Genomic DNA, 19,093 nt, shown 5'->3' on the forward strand with positions numbered 1-19,093 from the left:
CGATCAGTGGACGAAGGGCCAGTCGGCGTGCTGGCCCGTTGCTATCTACTGCTTATCGGCGCAAATACGGCAAACATTAGCCAATGCTTTGTGTACAAAACGTTTTGAGATTGTTTTAACGTTTTCGTTGCGGGGGCAGGGTGATGTCTGACGGGGCACTGGCTGCTGGCGAGGTGGGGCCAAGGTCGAGGTCATGCAATCATCGATGGACCTCATCGAGGGACCCGGTGCCTTGCAGGTCGCCCTGTCGAGTGATGTCTTGAACGAGATTCCAGTCTTGCTCAGGTGGGTCGATCGCACCGCACGCGCCGGTACGCCAGGCGACGGTCGTCGCGCTGGAGCACCGACAGCACCGGCAGCTCCGGCGAGAAGGGGGTGCAGCCGGTCAGAACGCCAGTTTGCAGCCGATCAGCAGCAACATCGCCGCCAGGCACGGCCGCAGGACGGCATCGGAAATCCGTCCGGTGAGGTGGCTGCCCAGGTAGATACCCGGCAGCGAGCCAAGCAGCAGGTAGCCCAGCAGCGACCAGTCCATGTTGCCCATGCTGGCATGACCCAGGCCTGCGACCAGGGTCAGCGGTACGGCGTGGGCAATCTCGGTGCCCACCAGTCGGCGGGTCACCAGGAAGGGGTAGAGCAGGAACAGTGCAACGGTGCCCAGGGCGCCCGCGCCGATCGAGGTCAGGGTGACCATGACGCCCAGCACCACGCCGGTGATCACGGTGAGCAGGTTCAGCGTACGGTCGCTCAGGTGATAGTGATCGCCGGCGTGGCGACTGGCGAACGCCTGCAGGCGTGATTTGAACAGAATGGCGAACGCCGTGAGGATCAGCACCACGGCCAGGCCCTGCTTGATCATTGCATTGAGCGCTGAAGTGTCGGCGTGCAGCGTGCTCAGGAACCACAGCGTCAAGGCCGCCGCAGGCACGCTGCCCAGGCTGAGCCAGCCGGTGATCTTCCAGTCGATGTTCTTGTTGCGCCCGTGAACCCAGACGCCGCTGGCCTTGGTGATGGCGGCATAGAGCAGGTCGGTGCCGACAGCGGTGGCCGGGTTGATGCCAAACCAGAGCAGGATCGGCGTCATCAGAGAGCCGCCACCCACGCCGGTCATGCCGACGATGAAACCTACGATCAAGCCTGCAATGGTGAAACCAAAGGAACCTACATCCATACGTTACTCGACCGCCCAACTGTGCCCGTTATCGGATGGATGCAGCATATAGATTTTTTTTTTGCCAAATAGACTTCTTGGTTATGAGGTTATAACTGGCGGGATTCTTATGGGATTCGGTTAGGCCGTGGAAGAGGTCATCCAGGAAAGACAGAAAGGGGCGGGGCCAATGCCGGTCCGTCAAGCGATTGGGCCGCTTTGCGGGCCACCGCGGCTGAAGCCCACAAAACGCGATCCGTGTAGGAGCGGCTTTAGCCGCGATGGCCGGCAGAGCCGGCCCGATCCAGGTGTCGCGAAACAGCAGGCACAAAGGGGTTGCAGCCCCGGGTCGGCTGCGCCGTCCATCGCGGCTAAAGCCGCTCCTACAGGGCCGCATTGCTGTTGAAAAAAGCCTGATCCGACCGTTTGTCACCCTTCGTGAAAGACAGTTGGCTCCCACAGGGTACGCGTAGCCTGTTGGAGCGGCCGGTCCAGCGCTCCGGTTACCCGCGACGGGCAGCTTTGCAGCCCTAATGATCAAGCCCCGAGCAACTGACTGGCATTAGGGGCAGGGCCGCCGTCAGTAGCCAGGTCGCGGTTTGGGGCGAGACACAGGTCCTCGTTGCAAGGACCCGTGTTCAAGGCCGGGGCAGTCGCAAGCCTCGGCGCTGGTTCAGATGCGGAAGCTGCCGACCAGATGCTTGAGTCGACCTGCCTGCTGGCTCAAGGCGTCGCAGTGGCGCAGGGTCTCATTGAGGTTTTCCACGCCTTGCTGGTTGAGCACATTGATCTGGGTGATGTCGACGTTGAGGCTCTCGACCACTGCGGTCTGCTCCTCGGTCGCCGTGGCCACCGACTGGTTCATGCCATCGATTTCACCAATCCGCGAGGTGACGCTGGCCAGGCGTTCGCCTGCCTGGTTCGCAACCTGTACGGTCTGTTCGCTGGACACCTGGCTGGCGTGCATGGTGTGCACCGCTTCACGCGAGCCGACCTGCAGACTGGTGATCATGCGGTGGATTTCTTCGGCCGATTCCTGGGTGCGGTGCGCCAGGTTGCGCACCTCGTCGGCTACTACGGCGAAGCCGCGGCCGGCCTCACCTGCACGCGCTGCCTCGATGGCGGCGTTGAGCGCCAGCAGGTTGGTCTGCTGGGAAATGCCTTTGATGACATCGAGGATCTTGCCAATTTCATCGGTGCTGGCGTTGAGCACTTCGATCTGCTGACACGACTCGCTGATTTTCACAGACAGGCTGGTCATCGCGCCAATGGCCTGTTCGACCACCTGACGGCCATCGTTGGCCTGCTCGCTGGCACCACTGGCGTGTTGCGAGGCATCGGCTGCGTTACGGGCGATTTCCTGGGTAGCAGCGCCCAGTTCGTTGATGGCAGCGGCCACGCTGTTGGTGCGCATGCTCTGCTCTTCGGAGCCGGTGATCGAGGCGTTCGAGGCGCTGACCACCTGCTCGGACAGGTCATGCACCTGGCGCGTGGCCGAGGCCACTTCGCTGATCGAGGTGTGGATACGCTCCACGAAGCGGTTGAAGGCCGTGGCCACTTCGCCGAACTCGTCCTGTTGCTGCACGGCCAGGCGCCGGGTCAGATCGCCCTCGCCATCGGCAATGTCGCGCATGGCTCGGCCCATGACTGTCAGCGGGCGCATCAGCACGGGGATGAGTACGCCGAGCAGGGCAACGATCGCGGCCACGGCCACCAGCATGGCGATGATCGCGGAGGTGCGGAACTTGCTAAGCGCGGCGTAGGCTTTTTCCTTGTCGATCGACAGACCGATATACCACTGCGCCGACGGCAAACCGTTCACCGGGGCAAAGGAGATCAGGCGCTCGTTACCGTCGAGGGTGGCGTCCTGCAGGTCGCTGTTCAGGTTGAACGCGTGACCATAGATGTCCTTGAGATTCTTCATCACCAGGGACTTGTCCGGGCTGACGATGACCTGGCCTTCACGGTCGACCAGGAACGCATGGCCGATGCCGCCGAAGTCGACCGAATTGATGATTTCGATCAGCGTGTCGAGGGTCAGGTCGCCGCCGACCACGCCCAGCAGCTCGCCGTTGCCCTTGGCTTTCACAGGGGTGGTGATGGTCACCACCATGCCGCCAACGGCCGCTTGGTAGGGCGGGGTCAGCACGGTCTGGCCTGCCTGCACGCCGGTGCTGTACCACGGGCGTTTGCGCGGGTCATAGTCGGCCGGCATCTGCACGTCCGGGCGTTGGGTGAACACGCCGTTGGCCGCCTGGCCGAAGTAGGTGAACAGGAAGTTGCGCGTGTAGGAGGGCTGGTCTACCAGCCCAGGCAACGTGTCGCCTACGCCTTGCTGGGCGATGTCCTGGGCAAGGTTTTCCAGGACCAGAATGCGCCCGCTCATCCAGTTCTGCACGCTGCTGGCAGTCAGCGCGCCGGACTGGCGCATGGAACTGTCCAGGTTCTGGGTGATGGTGTTGCGCTGCAGGTAGTCGTTGTAGAGCGTGAACAATGCGAAGGCGAGTACCACGATTGCGCAGGCGCTCAGGAGGATCTTGTGGCGAAACTTCAGGTTCATGTTTCCAGACCTAGCCATGTAAAGGGAGGAGCCGTGCGGGAGGTTGCACGAGCGGTACCTGTCAGATCAGCTATCGGCCTGGGCAGTAAATGGTTGAAGCCTTGTGCGCTAAACGTTGCCGTGAGCGACGAACGGTCTGTGCGGCGGTGCATGCGTGGGCAGTCGGCCTCGGCGCGTGAAGCGCAGGACGCGACTGAATGGCCTGCACGTCGCTGTACAGGTGGAAAAGCGGGAATCTGTTCCCATACACTTCGCAACTGTTCCGGTATTCTATTGCGCTGGTACGTCACACAAGAACAATGACATCTCCGCTCCGAGAGCCTGCCGCCATGACCAACCTCTTGCTTTATCAGCGAATCGCCCAGCAGTTGGCCGAAGACATCCGGCGGGGCGTGTACCAGCCGGGTGAGCGGGTGCCCTCGGTGCGCAAGATGAGCGCTCAGCTCAATGTCAGCCACGCGACGGTGCTGCAGGCCTATGCCAACCTGGAAGATCAAGGTTTGATACGGGCCAGGCCGCAGTCAGGTTATTACGTCCACCAGACCCCGGCCTTGACAGCGCAGACCCCGGACATCGCACGGGTCGAACGACCAGGGCTGGTCACCCGCGCGAGCATCATTCAGCAGGTCCTGGCCGAAGCGCGCCGCGATGGTGTCTATGCCTTCGGGGCGGCGGTGCCTAACGTCGATTACCTGCCGGTGCGGGCGCTGCACCAGCAGCTGGCCAAGGTCACCCGCTTCCACAGCCCACGGGCGTTCAGCTACATGTTCAGCCCAGGCTTCGAGCCGCTACGCCGGCAGATCGCCATTCGCATGCGCGATGCCGGCGTGCTGGTCGATCCGCGCGAGGTGGTGGTGACCCATGGCTGTGTGGACGCCTTGCAGATGGCGCTGCGCGTCCTGACCCGACCTGGCGACCTGATCGCCGCCGAGTCGCCGACCTATTATGGGTTGCTGCAGTTGGCCGACTTGCTGGGCTTGAAGGTCATCGAGATTCCCAGTGATCCGTCTACCGGCATCAGCCTGGAGGCGCTGCAGCTGGCGGCCAATCAATGGTCCATCAAGGCGCTGGTGCTGACTGCACGGCTGAGCAATCCCCTGGGCGGCACCATTCCTGAGGAGCGCCAGAAGCAGCTGCTGCGCCTGGCCTCGGACTTCGACATCCAGATCGTCGAAGATGACATCTACGGGGAGTTGATGTTCGAGCAGGGCCGCACCAAAGCACTCAAGGCCTTCGACCGGCTTGACCGGGTGATCTATTGCTCGAGCTTTTCCAAGACGCTTTCGCCGGGTGTACGGGTGGGCTGGATGATTCCCGGGCGCTATCAGGACGAAGTGCAGCGCCTGCAGACGTTCACCACCCACTCGGCCTGCAGCGTCACGCAGATGGCGGTGGCGGCGTATCTGGAAAACGGCGGTTACGATCGGCACCTGCGCTACATCCGTCAGGAATACCGCAAGAACCTCAGCGCCTATCAATTGGCGGTTCAGCAGCATTTCCCGGACGGCACGCAGATGACCCGGCCCACCGGCGGCTTCATCCTGTGGGTGAGCCTGCCGGGGCGGGTCAATACTCAGGAACTGCACGTGCGCGCCCTGGAGCAGGGCATCAGCATCGCGCCGGGGCTGATCTTCAGCAACACCGAGCAGTTCAACCACTGCATTCGAATCAACTGCGGGATTCCTTGGAACAACGAGTCCGAACGCGCAGTCATTACCTTGGGCCTGCTGGCCCAGCAGCTGTGCAAGGAAGCCGCGGGTCTGCCGTTCTAAGCCTTGGATCGCTGTGCATCGATGCATGCTTCAAACCGCCTGGGTGCTTGCCAGCCAGCCAGGGAACGTGGAGCATGTCCATATTGCTATCATGGCGCGGGTGTCCATGGAATTCTTACGTCGTATCGCATTGGTGCTGTGTCTTGGTTCGCTCGGTGTTGCTGCACAGGAGGTGCGCGCGGCGCAGCCTGTTGCGCCTGCGGCGACGGTCGACAACTCGACGGCAGTGAAGACGCCGGCCAAGGCGGCTGCCAAACCCAAGGCCAGGAAACAAGCCACCAAGAAGCGTGCCTCGGCCAAGCGTGCCTCCAAGGCAGCCGCCCAGGCCGCCGCGGCCTCCGCCAAGGCCGAGCGCCTCGATCTGAGCTTGCCCAAGAGCGTCAACATGAACTACAAGCCGGACCTCGACAACGCCGACCTGCCTGGCAGGCGAGCCCCGCTGTTGCCCGCGATGTTCCCTGATACGCCGACCGCCAATGACAACGCCTTTCAGCTCAATGGACGGCTGATCAGCAACGAAATGCAGCTGCAACTGCGCAATGAGAGTCGACGCGACCTCGAAGGCGCCGCCATCGAGTTTCAGTTCCGTCAGTGAGTGCGCGAAGTCGTGCAGGGCAGGGCGACAACTGACTGCTCGGTCATCGTGCTTAATCGCTGTTCGGCAATTTCAAACATGTGTTTGAGCCGCTACTATCCAGGGGCGAGCTTGCCGTGTTCTTTTCCAGGAGCCTGATTGTCCATGAATTGCCGTGAGGGTTGCGGTGCCTGCTGCATTGCCCCATCCATCAGTTCCGCCATTCCCGGTATGCCCGACGGCAAGCCGGCCGGCGTGCGCTGCCTGCACCTGTCGCCGGTCAACCTGTGCGGCCTGTTTGGCCAGCCTGAGCGGCCTACGGTGTGCGGCGGCTTCAAGGCTGATGCCGAGGTGTGCGGTACGGACCGTGACGATGCAATCAGGATCATCGGCTGGCTGGAGCAGATGACGGCGGCGTAAGCGAGTGGATCATCGACAACAAGGAACAACATGATGAGATCGATCAAGCGTATTGCTCTGCTGTGTAGTGTCAGCGCGCTGCTGTCGCCCCTGGCTCAGGCGGACAACTGGCAAGTGGCCAAGGATGATGACGGGATCAAGGTGTCGCTCAGCGAAGTTGCCGGCTCCAAGTACAAGGCTTACAAGGGCGAAACCCTGATCAAGGCGCCGCTGGCCAAGGTCGCTGCGGTACAGGAAGACGTGGCGGGTGCCTGCGCCTGGATACATGAATGCAAGATGCAGAAGTTGCTCAAGCTCGAAGGCGACCTGACCTGGACCTACACGCAGTTCAACACCCCGGTCATGGTCACGCCGCGCGATTCGGTCTTGCGCATCACCACCTCCACCGGTGCAGATGGCAGCATCACCCGCAAGATCGAAGAAGACCCCGCCTACGTGCCGGAAGAGAAGGGCTTCATTCGTGTGGCCAAGGTCGAAGGCTTCTGGAAGCTGGTGCCGCAGGGCGATAGCACCCTGGTGACCTACCAGGTGCACACCGAGCCGGGGGGTAGCGTGCCGTCGTGGCTGGCCAACAAGTTCGTGGTCGATGCCCCGTTCAACACCCTCAAGCACCTGCGTGAGCGTGTCGAGCAGCGCTGAGCCGACATCGCAGGCGAAAAAAATCCGGAGCCTTTGCCAGGTTCCGGATTTTTTTTGCCTGTGAACCGCTGAGGCGCACTGACAAGTGCGCCTCAGGACAGGTTACTTGCGGTCTTTCAGATCGCTGATGTCACGCTGTGGCTCGCCGGTGTACAGCTGGCGCGGACGGCCGATCTTGTACGGGCTGGAGAGCATTTCCTTCCAGTGCGAGATCCAGCCGACCGTACGGGCCAGGGCAAAGATCACGGTGAACATGCTGGTTGGAATGCCGATCGCCTTGAGGATGATCCCCGAGTAGAAGTCCACGTTCGGGTACAGCGAGCGCTCGATGAAGTACGGATCGGTCAGGGCGATCTCTTCCAGGCGCATCGCCAGTTCCAGTTGCGGATCATCCTTGATGCCCAGCTCGCGCAGCACTTCGTCGCAGGTCTGCTTCATCACCGTGGCGCGCGGGTCGCGGTTCTTGTAGACGCGGTGACCGAAGCCCATGAGCTTGAACGGATCGTTCTTGTCCTTGGCCTTGGCGATGAAGGTGTCGATGTTCGACACGTCGCCAATTTCGTCGAGCATGGTCAGCACGGCTTCGTTGGCGCCGCCGTGTGCCGGGCCCCACAGCGCGGCGATACCAGCAGCGATACAGGCAAACGGGTTGGCACCGGAAGAACCGGCCAGGCGCACGGTCGAGGTGGAGGCGTTCTGCTCGTGGTCGGCATGGAGGATGAAGATCCGATCCATGGCCTTGGCCAGCACCGGGCTGATCGGTTTGATCTCGCACGGGGTGTTGAACATCATGTGCAGGAAGTTTTCGGCGTAGGTCAGGTCATTGCGCGGGTACATCATGGGCTGGCCCATGGAGTACTTGTAGACCATCGCGGCCAGGGTCGGCATTTTAGCGACCAGGCGCACTGCAGAAATCTCACGGTGTTGCGGGTTATTGATGTCGAGCGAGTCGTGGTAGAACGCCGACAGCGCACCGACCACGCCGCACATCACCGCCATCGGGTGAGCGTCACGGCGGAAACCGTTGAAGAACGTTTTCAACTGCTCATGAACCATGGTGTGGTTCTTGACGTTGCTGACGAACTTGGCCTTCTGCGCTTCGTTCGGCAGTTCGCCGTTGAGCAGCAGATAGCAGGTTTCGAGATAATCGGATTTTTCTGCCAATTGCTCGATGGGGTAGCCCCGATGCAACAGCACGCCTTTATCACCGTCGATGTAGGTGATCTTCGACTCGCACGAGGCGGTCGCCATGAAGCCTGGGTCGAAGGTGAAGTGGCCTGATGCCCCCAACCCGCGGACGTCGATGACATCTGGACCCACGGTGCCGGTTAAAATCGGCAGGTCGACGGGGGCATTGCCCTCGATGATCAACTGCGCTTTTTTGTCAGCCATGTGGCCTCCTATTAATGCTTGAAATCATCTGACAGACCCCCCACGCAGGGCCCGCACCACTATAGAGGGATAAATTCATATGTCAATTTGCCTAAAGGCTGCTTGAAACACTGCCCAAGCCTTGTTTTTTCAGGGATTTCCAGCGCGTTTACGCCTTTTGCAGGCAGATGGCAATGCGCTCTTTGGGCGAGCCCCTCACGTTGTCATGAGCAGCCTAACTGTCTATACTCGGCAGCCGACTCCCCAGGACCTTCCCAGGCCCGCTCATAGGGGTGTCGTGCTCTCTGAATGGTGGGTACCTGACCAGTACACTTACCAACAACTTTGCCCTGCTTGCTAGGGGCTCTTCAGTGTGAAAAAAGCCGTGAAAAGCCAACGACCTGTAAACCTAGACCTAAGGACCATCAAACTCCCCATCACCGGCATAACGTCATTCCTTCACCGCGTCTCCGGCATCATTCTGTTCCTCGGCCTGGGCATCATGCTTTATGCATTGTCCAACTCGCTGAGTTCTGCAGAGGGTTTCGGCGAAGTGAAGGGGTACATGACCAGCCCGCTGGCCAAGTTCGTGGCGTGGGGCCTCTTGTCTGCCCTGCTGTATCACCTGGTTGCCGGTGTGCGCCACTTGATCATGGACATGGGCGTCGGTGAAACGCTGGAAGGCGGAAGACTGGGCTCGAAAATTATCATCGCCGTTTCCGTGGTGCTGATCGTGCTGGCAGGAGTTTGGATATGGTAACCAACGTCACGAACCTTTCGCGTTCGGGCCTCTATGACTGGATGGCGCAGCGCGTTTCTGCGGTCGTTCTCGCGGCTTATTTCATCTTCCTGATCGGATACCTCGTCGCGCACCCGGGCATCGATTATGTCCAGTGGCACGCGCTGTTCTCCCACAATGCGATGCGTATCTTCAGTCTGCTTGCCCTCGTGGCCCTCGGCGCTCACGCCTGGGTCGGCATGTGGACCATTGCCACCGACTACCTGACGCCGATGGCGCTGGGCAAATCGGCCACGGCGGTACGTTTCCTGTTCCAGGCGGTCTGCGGCGTCGCGATGTTCGCGTACTTCGTCTGGGGTGTACAGATTCTCTGGGGTATCTGATTCATGGCTAGTGTTCCGACTATTTCGTTTGACGCCATCATCATCGGTGGCGGCGGCGCCGGCATGCGCGCAGCGCTGCAACTGGCCCAGGGCGGTCACAAGACTGCCGTGATCACCAAGGTCTTCCCGACCCGTTCGCACACCGTGTCGGCCCAGGGTGGCATCACCTGCGCCATCGCGTCGGCCGACCCGAACGATGACTGGCGCTGGCACATGTACGACACCGTCAAGGGTTCCGACTACATCGGTGACCAGGACGCGATCGAATACATGTGTCAGGAAGGCCCGGCTGCCGTGTTCGAGCTCGACCACATGGGTCTGCCGTTCTCGCGCACCGAAACCGGCCGTATCTACCAGCGTCCGTTCGGCGGCCAGTCCAAGGACTTCGGCAAGGGCGGCCAGGCGGCCCGTACGTGCGCGGCCTCCGACCGTACCGGCCACGCGCTGCTGCACACGCTGTATCAGGGCAACCTGAAAGCCGGCACCACCTTCCTCAACGAGTACTATGCCGTTGACCTGGTGAAGAACCAGGACGGCGCGTTCGTGGGCGTGATCGCCATCTGCATCGAAACCGGCGAAACCCTGTACATCAAAGCCAAGGCCACGGTCCTGGCCACCGGTGGTGCAGGGCGCATCTACGCCTCGACCACCAACGCCCTGATCAACACCGGCGACGGTGTCGGCATGGCGCTGCGTGCGGGCGTTCCGGTGCAAGACATCGAAATGTGGCAGTTCCACCCGACCGGCATCGCCGGCGCCGGCGTACTGGTGACCGAAGGCTGCCGTGGTGAAGGCGGTTACCTGATCAACGCCCACGGCGAGCGCTTCATGGAGCGTTACGCGCCGAACGCGAAAGACCTGGCCGGCCGCGACGTGGTCGCCCGTTCCATGGTCAAGGAAATCATCGCCGGCAACGGCGTGGGCCCGAACAAGGACCACGTCCTGCTCAAGCTCGACCACCTGGGCGAGGAAGTGCTGCACAGCCGCCTGCCAGGCATCTGCGAGCTGTCCAAGACCTTCGCCCACGTCGACCCGGTGGTCGCGCCGGTGCCGGTCGTACCCACCTGCCACTACATGATGGGCGGCGTTGCCACCAACATTCATGGTCAGGCCATCACCATGGATACCGACGGTGTCGACCACATCATCCCGGGCCTGTTCGCCGTGGGTGAAGTGGCCTGCGTATCGGTTCACGGCGCCAACCGCCTGGGCGGCAACTCGCTGCTCGACCTGGTGGTGTTCGGCCGTGCTGCCGGTCTGCACCTGGAGAAGGCGCTGAGCGAAGGCATCGAATACCGCGACGCCAGCGACACCGACGTCGACGTTGCCCTGAACCGCCTGGCCAAGCTCAACGAGCGCACCACCGGTGAAGACGTCGCGACCCTCAAGCGCGAACTGCAAAGCTGCATGCAGAACTACTTCGGTGTGTTCCGTACCGGCGAATACATGCAGAAGGGCATTGCCCAGCTGCAAGGTCTGCGTGAACGAATCGCCAACGTCAAGATCAATGACAAGTCGCAGGCGTTCAACACCGCGCGTATCGAAGCGCTCGAGCTGCAGAACCTGCTGGAAGTTGCCGAAGCTACCGCCATCGCGGCCGAAGCCCGTAAAGAGTCCCGCGGCGCTCACGCCCGTGAAGACTTCGAAGACCGTGACGACGAGAACTGGCTGTGCCACACCCTGTACTACCCGGGTGAGAAGCGCGTAGCCAAGCGAGGCGTCAATTTCGCGCCGAAGACCGTACCGGCCTTCGAACCTAAGATCCGGACTTACTAAAGGGTGGCCGCTATGTTGAAAGTTGAAGTGTATCGCTACAACCCGGATACCGATTCGGCGCCTAAAACGCAGGTCTTCGAGGTCGATACAGACGGCAAGGACCTGATGGTTCTCGATGTGTTGGCGCTGATCAAGGAACAGGACGAGGGCTTCTCGTACCGTCGCTCCTGCCGTGAAGGGGTCTGTGGCTCCGACGGCATGAACATCAACGGCAAGAACGGCCTGGCGTGCATCACGCCGCTGTCGGCCGTGGTCAAGGGCAACAAGCTGGTGGTTCGTCCACTGCCTGGCCTGCCGGTGATCCGTGACCTGGTCGTCGACATGAGCATCTTCTACAAGCAGTACGAGAAGGTGAAGCCGTTCCTGCAGAACGACACCCCGGCACCGGCCATCGAGCGCCTGCAGTCGCCGGAGGAGCGCGAGAAGCTGGACGGGCTGTACGAGTGCATCCTGTGCGCCTGCTGCTCCACCTCGTGCCCTTCGTTCTGGTGGAACCCGGACAAGTTCCTCGGTCCAGCCGCGCTGCTGCAAGCCTATCGCTTCCTGGCCGACAGCCGCGACACCAAGACCCAGGAGCGCCTGGCGTCCCTGGATGACCCGTTCAGCGTGTTCCGCTGCCGTGGGATCATGAACTGCGTGAACGTTTGCCCCAAGGGTCTGAACCCAACCAAGGCAATCGGCCACGTGCGTAACATGCTGCTGCAAAGCGGCACCTGATTCAGCAAGTGTTGTAACCGCAAGACACCAACGTGCGGGCCCTGCGCCCGCACCGAGGTGAAACTCGGGCAAGGGCTTACAAGGCTCGCGCTCTTACCTATGAAGTTATGAGACCAGCAGGGGCTTCCGGGCTGGTACCCGGAAAATCTGCAGGATCTTCGCTGGCGTGGCGCAGCCGCAGTATTCGGCTTTTCCATGCTCGTCGAGGCACTTGCCGATCAGTCCCCTAATCGAGGGTGACCAAGCATGCAAGAAAGCGTGATGCAGCGCATGTGGGAAAGCGCCCACCTTTCAGGTGGTAACGCTGCCTATGTGGAAGAGCTCTACGAACTCTACCTGCACGACCCCAACGCTGTGCCAGAAGAGTGGCGCACCTACTTCCAGAAGTTGCCCGCCGACGGCAGCACCGCTACCGATGTATCGCACTCGACGATCCGCGACCATTTCGTACTGCTGGCGAAGAACCAGCGCCGCGCCCAGCCGGTGTCAGCCGGGAGCGTGAGCAGTGAACACGAGAAGAAGCAGGTTGAAGTGCTGCGACTGATCCAGGCCTATCGCATGCGCGGCCATCAGGCTGCCAAGCTTGACCCCTTGGGGTTGTGGCAGCGTCCCGCGCCAGTAGACCTGTCGATCAATCACTACGGCTTGACCAGTGCCGATCTTGATACGACCTTCCGTGCCGGCGACCTGTTCATCGGCAAAGAGGAAGCGAGCCTACGTGAAATTCATGACGCCTTGGAGAAGACATATTGTCGCACCATCGGCGCCGAATTCACCCACATCGTCGATTCCGAGCAGCGCAGCTGGTTCCAGCAGCGTCTGGAAAGCGTCCGTGGCCGTCCTGATTTCTCCGCCGACGTGCAGGCTCACCTGCTCGAGCGCGTGACGGCGGGCGAAGGCCTGGAGAAGTACCTGGGCACCAAGTACCCAGGCACCAAGCGCTTTGGTCTGGAGGGTGGCGAGAGCCTGATCCCGATGCTGGACGAAATGATCCAGCGCTCGGGCTCCTATGGCACCAAGGAAGTCGTCATCGGCATGGCCCACCGTGGTCGCCTCAACGTTCTGGTCAACACCTTCGGCAAGAGCCCGCGCGAGCTGTTCGACGAGTTCGAAGGCAAGAAGATGAACGACCTGGGCTCGGGTGACGTGAAATATCACCAGGGCTTCTCTTCGAACGTGATGACCGCAGGCGGCGAAGTCCACCTGGCCATGGCGTTCAACCCTTCTCACCTGGAGATCGTCTCGCCGGTGGTGGAAGGTTCGGTGCGCGCCCGTCAGGACCGCCGCAACGACAAATCGGGTGACAAGGTACTGCCGATCAACATCCACGGTGACGCGGCATTTGCCGGTCAGGGTGTTGTGCTGGAGACCTTCCAGATGTCGCAGACCCGCGGTTTCAAGACCGGCGGTACCGTGCACATCGTCATCAACAACCAGGTCGGCTTCACCATCAGCAACCCGCTGGATGCGCGTTCCACCGAATACTGCACCGACGTCGCCAAGATGATCCAGGCGCCGATCCTGCACGTGAACGGTGATGACCCGGAAGCGGTGCTGTTCGTGACCCAGCTGGCCATCGATTACCGCATGCAGTTCAAGCGTGACGTGGTGGTCGATCTGGTGTGCTACCGCCGTCGCGGCCACAACGAGGCCGACGAGCCAAGCGGCACCCAGCCCTTGATGTACCAGCAGATCACCAAGCAGCGCACCACCCGTGAGCTGTATGCCGAGAAGCTGATCCAGGCAGGTCGCATTGAAGCCGAGCGCGCTCAGGCCAAGATCGACGAGTACCGCAATGCCCTGGACAACGGTCTGCATGTGGTCAAGAGCCTGGTCAAGGAGCCGAACCGCGAGCTGTTCGTTGACTGGCGTCCGTATCTGGGCCATGCCTGGACCGCGCGTCACGACACCCGCTTCGACCTGAAGACGTTGCAGGACCTGTCGGCCAAGCTGCTGGAAATTCCGGAAGGCTTCGTTGTTCAGCGTCAGGTCTCGAAGATCTACGAAGACCGCCAGAAGATGCAGGTCGGCGGCTTGTCGATCAACTGGGGCTACGCCGAAACCATGGCCTACGCCACGCTGATCTTCGAAGGCCACCCGATCCGCATCACCGGCCAGGACGTAGGCCGCGGCACCTTCTCGCACCGCCATGCGGCGCTGCACAACCAGAAGGACGCCAACACCTACCTGCCACTGCAGAACCTGTACCCGGGCCAGCCGAAGTTCGACCTGTATGACTCCTTCCTCTCGGAAGAAGCCGTGCTGGCGTTCGAATACGGTTATTCCACCACCGCGCCCAACTCGCTGGTGATCTGGGAAGCGCAGTTCGGTGACTTCGCCAACGGTGCGCAAGTGGTGATCGACCAGTTCATCACCAGCGGCGAGCACAAGTGGGGCCGTCTGTGCGGTCTGACCATGCTCCTGCCACACGGTTATGAAGGGCAGGGGCCTGAGCACTCCTCGGCACGTCTGGAGCGTTACCTGCAGCTGTGCGCCGAGCACAACATTCAGGTCTGCGTACCGACCACGCCGGCTCAGATCTACCACTTGCTGCGTCGTCAGGTGATTCGTCCGCTGCGCAAGCCTCTGGTCGTGCTCACGCCCAAGTCGCTGTTGCGTCACAAGCTGGCCGTGTCGACCCTGGAAGACCTGGCCGAAGGTTCGTTCCAGACTGTCATCCCGGAAATCGATACCCTTGAGCCGGCCAAGGTCGAGCGCATCGTGCTGTGCAGCGGCAAGGTCTACTATGACCTGCTGGAAAAACGCCGTGCCGAGGGCCGTGAAGACATCGCCATCGTGCGCCTGGAACAGCTGTATCCGTTCCCTGAAGACGACCTGGTCGAGATCCTCGCGCCGTACACCAACCTCAAGGCTGCGGTGTGGTGTCAGGAAGAGCCGATGAACCAGGGCGCCTGGTACAGCAGCCAGCATCACATGCGCCGTATCCTGGGTCGCCATAATCAGGCACTGACGCTGGAATACGCCGGTCGCGATGCGTCTGCCGCACCTGCCTGTGGCTACGCCTCCATTCACGCCGAGCAGCAAGAGAAGTTGCTGAACGCCGCGTTCACCGTCTAACGCTTCGCGCACTGAAACCGAATTTAAGGAAACACTGCTAATGGCTATCGAGATCAAAGCCCCAACCTTCCCGGAATCGGTTGCCGACGGCACCGTTGCCACCTGGCACAAGCAGCCGGGCGAAGCCGTCAAGCGTGACGAGCTGATCGTCGACATCGAGACCGACAAAGTCGTTCTTGAAGTCCTGGCCACCGCCGATGGCGTGCTGGGTGACATCGTCAAGGCCGAGGGCGACACCGTCCTGTCCGACGAAGTGCTGGGTTCGATCGTTGAAGGTGGCGCTGCTGCCGCTCCTGCTGCTGCCGCGGCGCCCTCGGCTGCTCCGGCTGCCGCCGGCGCTGACGCGGGTGAAGACGACCCGGTCGCCGCCCCGGCTGCGCGCAAGCTGGCCGAGGAAAACGGTATCGACCTGGCCACCGTTTCCGGCACTGGCAAAGGCGGCCGCGTGACCAAGGAAGACATGGTTGCGGCGATCGCCAACAAGAAGTCCGCACCTGCCGCAGCACCGGCTGCCAAGCCAGCCGCCGCTGCCGCTGCACCCGTGGTGACCGCCGCTGGCGACCGCACCGAGAAGCGTGTGCCGATGACCCGCCTGCGCGCCAAGATCGCCGAGCGTCTGGTCGAAGCTCAGTCGAACATGGCCATGCTGACCACCTTCAACGAAGTGGACATGACCGAAGTCATGGCCCTGCGTTCGAAGTACAAGGACCTGTTCGAGAAGAGCCACAACGGTGTGCGCCTGGGCTTCATGTCGTTCTTCGTCAAGGCTGCGACCGAAGCGCTGAAGCGCTACCCGGCCGTCAACGCCTCGATCGATGGCAACGACATCGTCTACCATGGCTTCGCCGACGTCGGTGTCGCGGTGTCCAGCGACCGTGGTCTGGTGGTTCCAGTGCTGCGCAACGCCGAATCGATGAGCCTGGCCGAAATCGAGGGCGGCATCGCCACCTTTGGCAAGAAAGCCCGTGACGGCAAGCTGTCGATCGACGAGATGACCGGTGGCACCTTCACCATCACCAACGGCGGTACCTTCGGTTCGATGATGTCGACCCCGATCGTCAACCCGCCACAGGCCGCGATCCTGGGCATGCACAATATCCTCCAGCGTCCGATGGCGATCAATGGCCAAGTGGTCATTCGCCCGATGATGTACCTGGCGCTGTCCTACGATCACCGCTTGATCGATGGCAAGGAAGCGGTCACCTTCCTCGTCACCATCAAGAACCTGCTCGAAGATCCGTCTCGTCTTCTGCTGGACATTTAATGGTGCAGTCGCACGCCGCGGGCCACCCGCTTCAGTAGGAAGCAGCCCGGCTTGCAGCGTGCGACGCGCAGCTTGAAGCTACTAAAGGAATCTTTTATGACCCAGAAATTCGACGTTGTTGTGATTGGTGCAGGTCCTGGCGGCTACGTGGCCGCCATCAAGGCCGCACAACTTGGTCTGAAGACTGCCTGCATCGAGAAATACACCGACGGCGAGGGCAAGCTGGCCCTGGGCGGCACCTGCCTGAACGTCGGTTGCATTCCTTCCAAGGCGCTGCTGGACAGCTCCTGGAAATACAAGGAAGCCAAAGAGAGCTTCAACGTCCACGGCATCTCCACCGGTGAAGTGAAGATGGACGTGGCGGCGATGGTTGGCCGCAAGGCGGGCATCGTCAAGAACCTCACCGGCGGCGTTGCCACCTTGTTCAAGGCCAACGGCGTGACCTCGATCCAGGGCCACGGCAAATTGCTGGCCGGCAAGAAGGTCGAAGTCACCAAGCCTGACGGCAGCACCGAAATCGTCGAAGCCGAGAACGTCATCCTGGCCTCCGGCTCGCGTCCGATCGACATTCCGCCGGCCCCCGTCGACCAGAAAGTCATCGTCGATTCCACCGGCGCCCTGGAATTCCAGAGCGTACCGAAGCGTCTGGGCGTGATCGGTGCTGGCGTCATCGGCCTGGAGCTGGGTTCGGTCTGGTCCCGTCTGGGCGCCCAGGTGACCGTGCTCGAAGCACTCGACACCTTCCTGATGGCGGCTGACACTGCCGTCTCCAAGGAAGCGCAGAAGACCCTGACCAAACAAGGTCTGGACATCAAGATGGGCGCCCGGGTCACCGGTTCGAGCGTCAATGGCGATGAAGTCGAAGTGACCTATACCGACGCCAACGGCGAGCAGAAGATCGTCTTCGATCGCCTGATCGTGGCAGTGGGCCGTCGTCCGGTCACCACCGAGCTGCTGGCCTCCGATTCGGGTGTGAACATCGATGAGCGCGGCTACATCTATGTCGACGACCAGTGCGCGACCAGCGTGCCGGGCGTGTTCGCCATCGGTGACGTGGTCCGCGGCCTGATGCTGGCGCACAAGGCCTCGGAAGAGGGCATCATGGTCGTCGAGCGCATCAAGGGCCACAAGGCGCAGATGAACTACGACCTGATCCCTTCCGTGATCTACACCCACCCGGAAATCGCGTGGGTCGGTAAAACCGAGCAGACGTTGAAAGCCGAAGGTGTTGAGGTTAACGTGGGCACCTTCCCGTTCGCGGCCAGCGGCCGTGCGATGGCTGCCAACGATACCGGTGGGTTCGTCAAGGTCATCGCCGATGCCAAGACCGACCGCGTACTGGGCGTTCACGTGATTGGCCCATCGGCCGCCGAGCTGGTTCAGCAGGGCGCGATCGCCATGGAATTCGGCACCAGCGCCGAAGACCTGGGCATGATGGTCTTCAGCCACCCGACCTTGTCGGAAGCGCTGCACGAAGCTGCACTGGCGGTGAATGGCGGTGCCATCCACGTCGCCAATCGTAAGAAGCGTTAATTACAAGAAACCACGGCGGGCTGCCCGTCGTGAGTCTTGCGTGCATGACTCACCGCGGAATGTTCGCCGGACCAGGTCCACGGGCTCACCCGGGGCTGATGGTCACAGGTGGTGCGGCACCGGCAACGGTGCAGCGCCGAAGCGCAGTACCTAACGAAGACGGTAAAAAGCATGAATCTTCACGAGTATCAGGGCAAACAGCTGTTCGCTGAATACGGCCTGCCAGTTTCCAAGGGTTTCGCAGTCGACACCCCTGAAGCTGCCGCAGAAGCGTGCGACAAGATCGGTGGTTCGGAGTGGGTCGTCAAAGCCCAGGTCCATGCCGGTGGTCGCGGTAAAGCGGGCGGCGTAAAGCTGGTTCGCAGCAAGGAAGACGCCAAAGCGTTCGCTGCACAATGGTTGGGCAAGAATCTGGTCACTTACCAGACTGACGCCAACGGTCAACCAGTCTCCAAGATCCTGGTCGAATCCTGCACCGACATCGCCAAAGAGCTGTACCTGGGCGCTGTTGTCGATCGTTCGAGCCGCCGCATCGTGTTCATGGCTTCCACCGAAGGTGGCGTGGACATCGAGAAGGTGGCGCACGAGACTCCTGAGAAAATCATCAAGGCGACCATCGATCCATTGGTAGGCGCTCAGCCGTTCCAGGGTCGTGAGCTGGCATTCCAGCTGGGTCTGGAAGGCAAGCAAGTCGCTCAGTTCGCGAAGATCTTCGTCGGTCTGGCCAAGCTGTTCAAGGACCACGATCTGGCCCTGCTGGAAGTCAACCCGCTGGTCATCAAGGCCGACGGCGACCTGCACTGCCTCGATGCCAAGCTGAACATCGACGCCAACGCCATGTACCGCCAGCCCAAGCTGAAAACCTTCCACGACCCGTCGCAAGATGACGCCCGTGAAGCCCATGCTGCCAAGTTCGAACTGAACTATGTTGCGCTGGAAGGCAACATCGGCTGCATGGTCAACGGCGCTGGCCTGGCCATGGGCACCATGGACATCGTCAACCTGCATGGCGGCAAGCCAGCCAACTTCCTCGACGTTGGCGGCGGTGCCACCAAGGAACGTGTTACCGAAGCGTTCAAGATCATTCTGTCCGACAGCAATGTCGCGGCCGTTCTGG

The 19,093-nt window shown here is 61.4% G+C and carries 15 protein-coding genes and 1 pseudogene; 12 read left to right on the forward strand and 4 right to left on the reverse strand.

Annotation, left to right across the window (positions count from 1 at the left end; all coding sequences use genetic code 11):
* Nucleotides 1–385: 385 nt before the first annotated feature.
* From RT028_RS02455 to RT028_RS20260, 3 genes and pseudogenes are all read right to left on the reverse strand, one after another.
* Entirely contained in the window at nt 386–1,171 is a 786-nt protein-coding gene (locus RT028_RS02455; protein ID WP_312932070.1) for a sulfite exporter TauE/SafE family protein, read from the reverse strand.
* A 652-nt stretch (nt 1,172–1,823) separates the two neighbouring features.
* Nucleotides 1,824–2,564, reverse strand: coding sequence for a methyl-accepting chemotaxis protein (locus tag RT028_RS20255; protein ID WP_409567141.1), 741 nt, complete (start codon nt 2,562–2,564; stop codon nt 1,824–1,826).
* 117 nt (nt 2,565–2,681) lie between these two features.
* A pseudogene (locus RT028_RS20260) lies at nt 2,682–3,728 on the reverse strand (cache domain-containing protein); the annotation flags it as partial.
* 311 nt (nt 3,729–4,039) lie between these two features.
* Here RT028_RS20260 and RT028_RS02465 point away from each other — a divergent pair.
* The 4 genes from RT028_RS02465 (at nt 4,040) to RT028_RS02480 (ending at nt 7,115) form a co-directional block, all read left to right on the forward strand.
* Nucleotides 4,040–5,482: a PLP-dependent aminotransferase family protein gene (locus RT028_RS02465; protein ID WP_312932074.1), complete on the forward strand. Its 1,443-nt coding sequence runs from the start codon at nt 4,040–4,042 to the stop codon at nt 5,480–5,482.
* Between the two features lie 25 nt (nt 5,483–5,507).
* A complete protein-coding gene (locus tag RT028_RS02470) occupies nt 5,508–6,077 on the forward strand; it encodes a hypothetical protein (protein ID WP_312932076.1) in 570 nt (189 codons plus the stop codon).
* Between the two features lie 144 nt (nt 6,078–6,221).
* Nucleotides 6,222–6,476, forward strand: coding sequence for a YkgJ family cysteine cluster protein (locus RT028_RS02475; RefSeq protein WP_312932078.1), 255 nt, complete (start codon nt 6,222–6,224; stop codon nt 6,474–6,476).
* Between the two features lie 33 nt (nt 6,477–6,509).
* Nucleotides 6,510–7,115, forward strand: coding sequence for an START domain-containing protein (locus tag RT028_RS02480; RefSeq protein WP_312932080.1), 606 nt, complete (start codon nt 6,510–6,512; stop codon nt 7,113–7,115).
* A 102-nt stretch (nt 7,116–7,217) separates the two neighbouring features.
* Here the strand turns inward: RT028_RS02480 and gltA are convergent, their stop codons facing one another.
* Nucleotides 7,218–8,507, reverse strand: coding sequence for a citrate synthase (gene gltA / locus RT028_RS02485; protein ID WP_312932082.1), 1,290 nt, complete (start codon nt 8,505–8,507; stop codon nt 7,218–7,220).
* A gap of 352 nt (nt 8,508–8,859) precedes the next feature.
* Here gltA and sdhC point away from each other — a divergent pair, with 352 nt between their 5' ends.
* From sdhC to sucC, 8 genes are all read left to right on the forward strand, one after another.
* A complete protein-coding gene (gene sdhC / locus RT028_RS02490) occupies nt 8,860–9,246 on the forward strand; it encodes a succinate dehydrogenase, cytochrome b556 subunit (RefSeq protein ID WP_312932084.1) in 387 nt (128 codons plus the stop codon).
* Nucleotides 9,240–9,608 (forward strand): succinate dehydrogenase, hydrophobic membrane anchor protein, encoded by a 369-nt coding sequence (sdhD, locus tag RT028_RS02495; RefSeq protein WP_119142975.1) that lies wholly within the window; start codon nt 9,240–9,242, stop codon nt 9,606–9,608. Before sdhC ends, sdhD begins: the two co-directional genes overlap by 7 nt.
* A gap of 3 nt (nt 9,609–9,611) precedes the next feature.
* Nucleotides 9,612–11,384, forward strand: coding sequence for a succinate dehydrogenase flavoprotein subunit (sdhA, locus tag RT028_RS02500; RefSeq protein ID WP_312932087.1), 1,773 nt, complete (start codon nt 9,612–9,614; stop codon nt 11,382–11,384).
* A gap of 12 nt (nt 11,385–11,396) precedes the next feature.
* Nucleotides 11,397–12,101 carry a succinate dehydrogenase iron-sulfur subunit gene (locus tag RT028_RS02505; protein WP_312932089.1) on the forward strand — a complete coding sequence of 235 codons (705 nt, stop codon included), beginning with the start codon at nt 11,397–11,399 and terminating at the stop codon, nt 12,099–12,101.
* Nucleotides 12,102–12,347: 246 nt separating this feature from the next.
* The gene (locus RT028_RS02510; RefSeq protein ID WP_312932091.1) at nt 12,348–15,179 is read left to right on the forward strand and encodes a 2-oxoglutarate dehydrogenase E1 component; all 2,832 of its coding nucleotides are present in this window, start codon (nt 12,348–12,350) and stop codon (nt 15,177–15,179) included.
* Between the two features lie 40 nt (nt 15,180–15,219).
* Nucleotides 15,220–16,443 (forward strand): 2-oxoglutarate dehydrogenase complex dihydrolipoyllysine-residue succinyltransferase, encoded by a 1,224-nt coding sequence (gene odhB, locus RT028_RS02515; RefSeq protein WP_312932093.1) that lies wholly within the window; start codon nt 15,220–15,222, stop codon nt 16,441–16,443.
* A gap of 96 nt (nt 16,444–16,539) precedes the next feature.
* A complete protein-coding gene (gene lpdA, locus RT028_RS02520) occupies nt 16,540–17,976 on the forward strand; it encodes a dihydrolipoyl dehydrogenase (protein WP_312932095.1) in 1,437 nt (478 codons plus the stop codon).
* A gap of 171 nt (nt 17,977–18,147) precedes the next feature.
* A partial coding sequence (gene sucC, locus RT028_RS02525; protein ID WP_312932097.1) for an ADP-forming succinate--CoA ligase subunit beta occupies nt 18,148–19,093 on the forward strand: 946 nt, incomplete at its 3' end.

This window comes from Pseudomonas sp. (assembly GCF_032058845.1).
Classification (GTDB): Bacteria; Pseudomonadota; Gammaproteobacteria; order Pseudomonadales; family Pseudomonadaceae; genus Aquipseudomonas.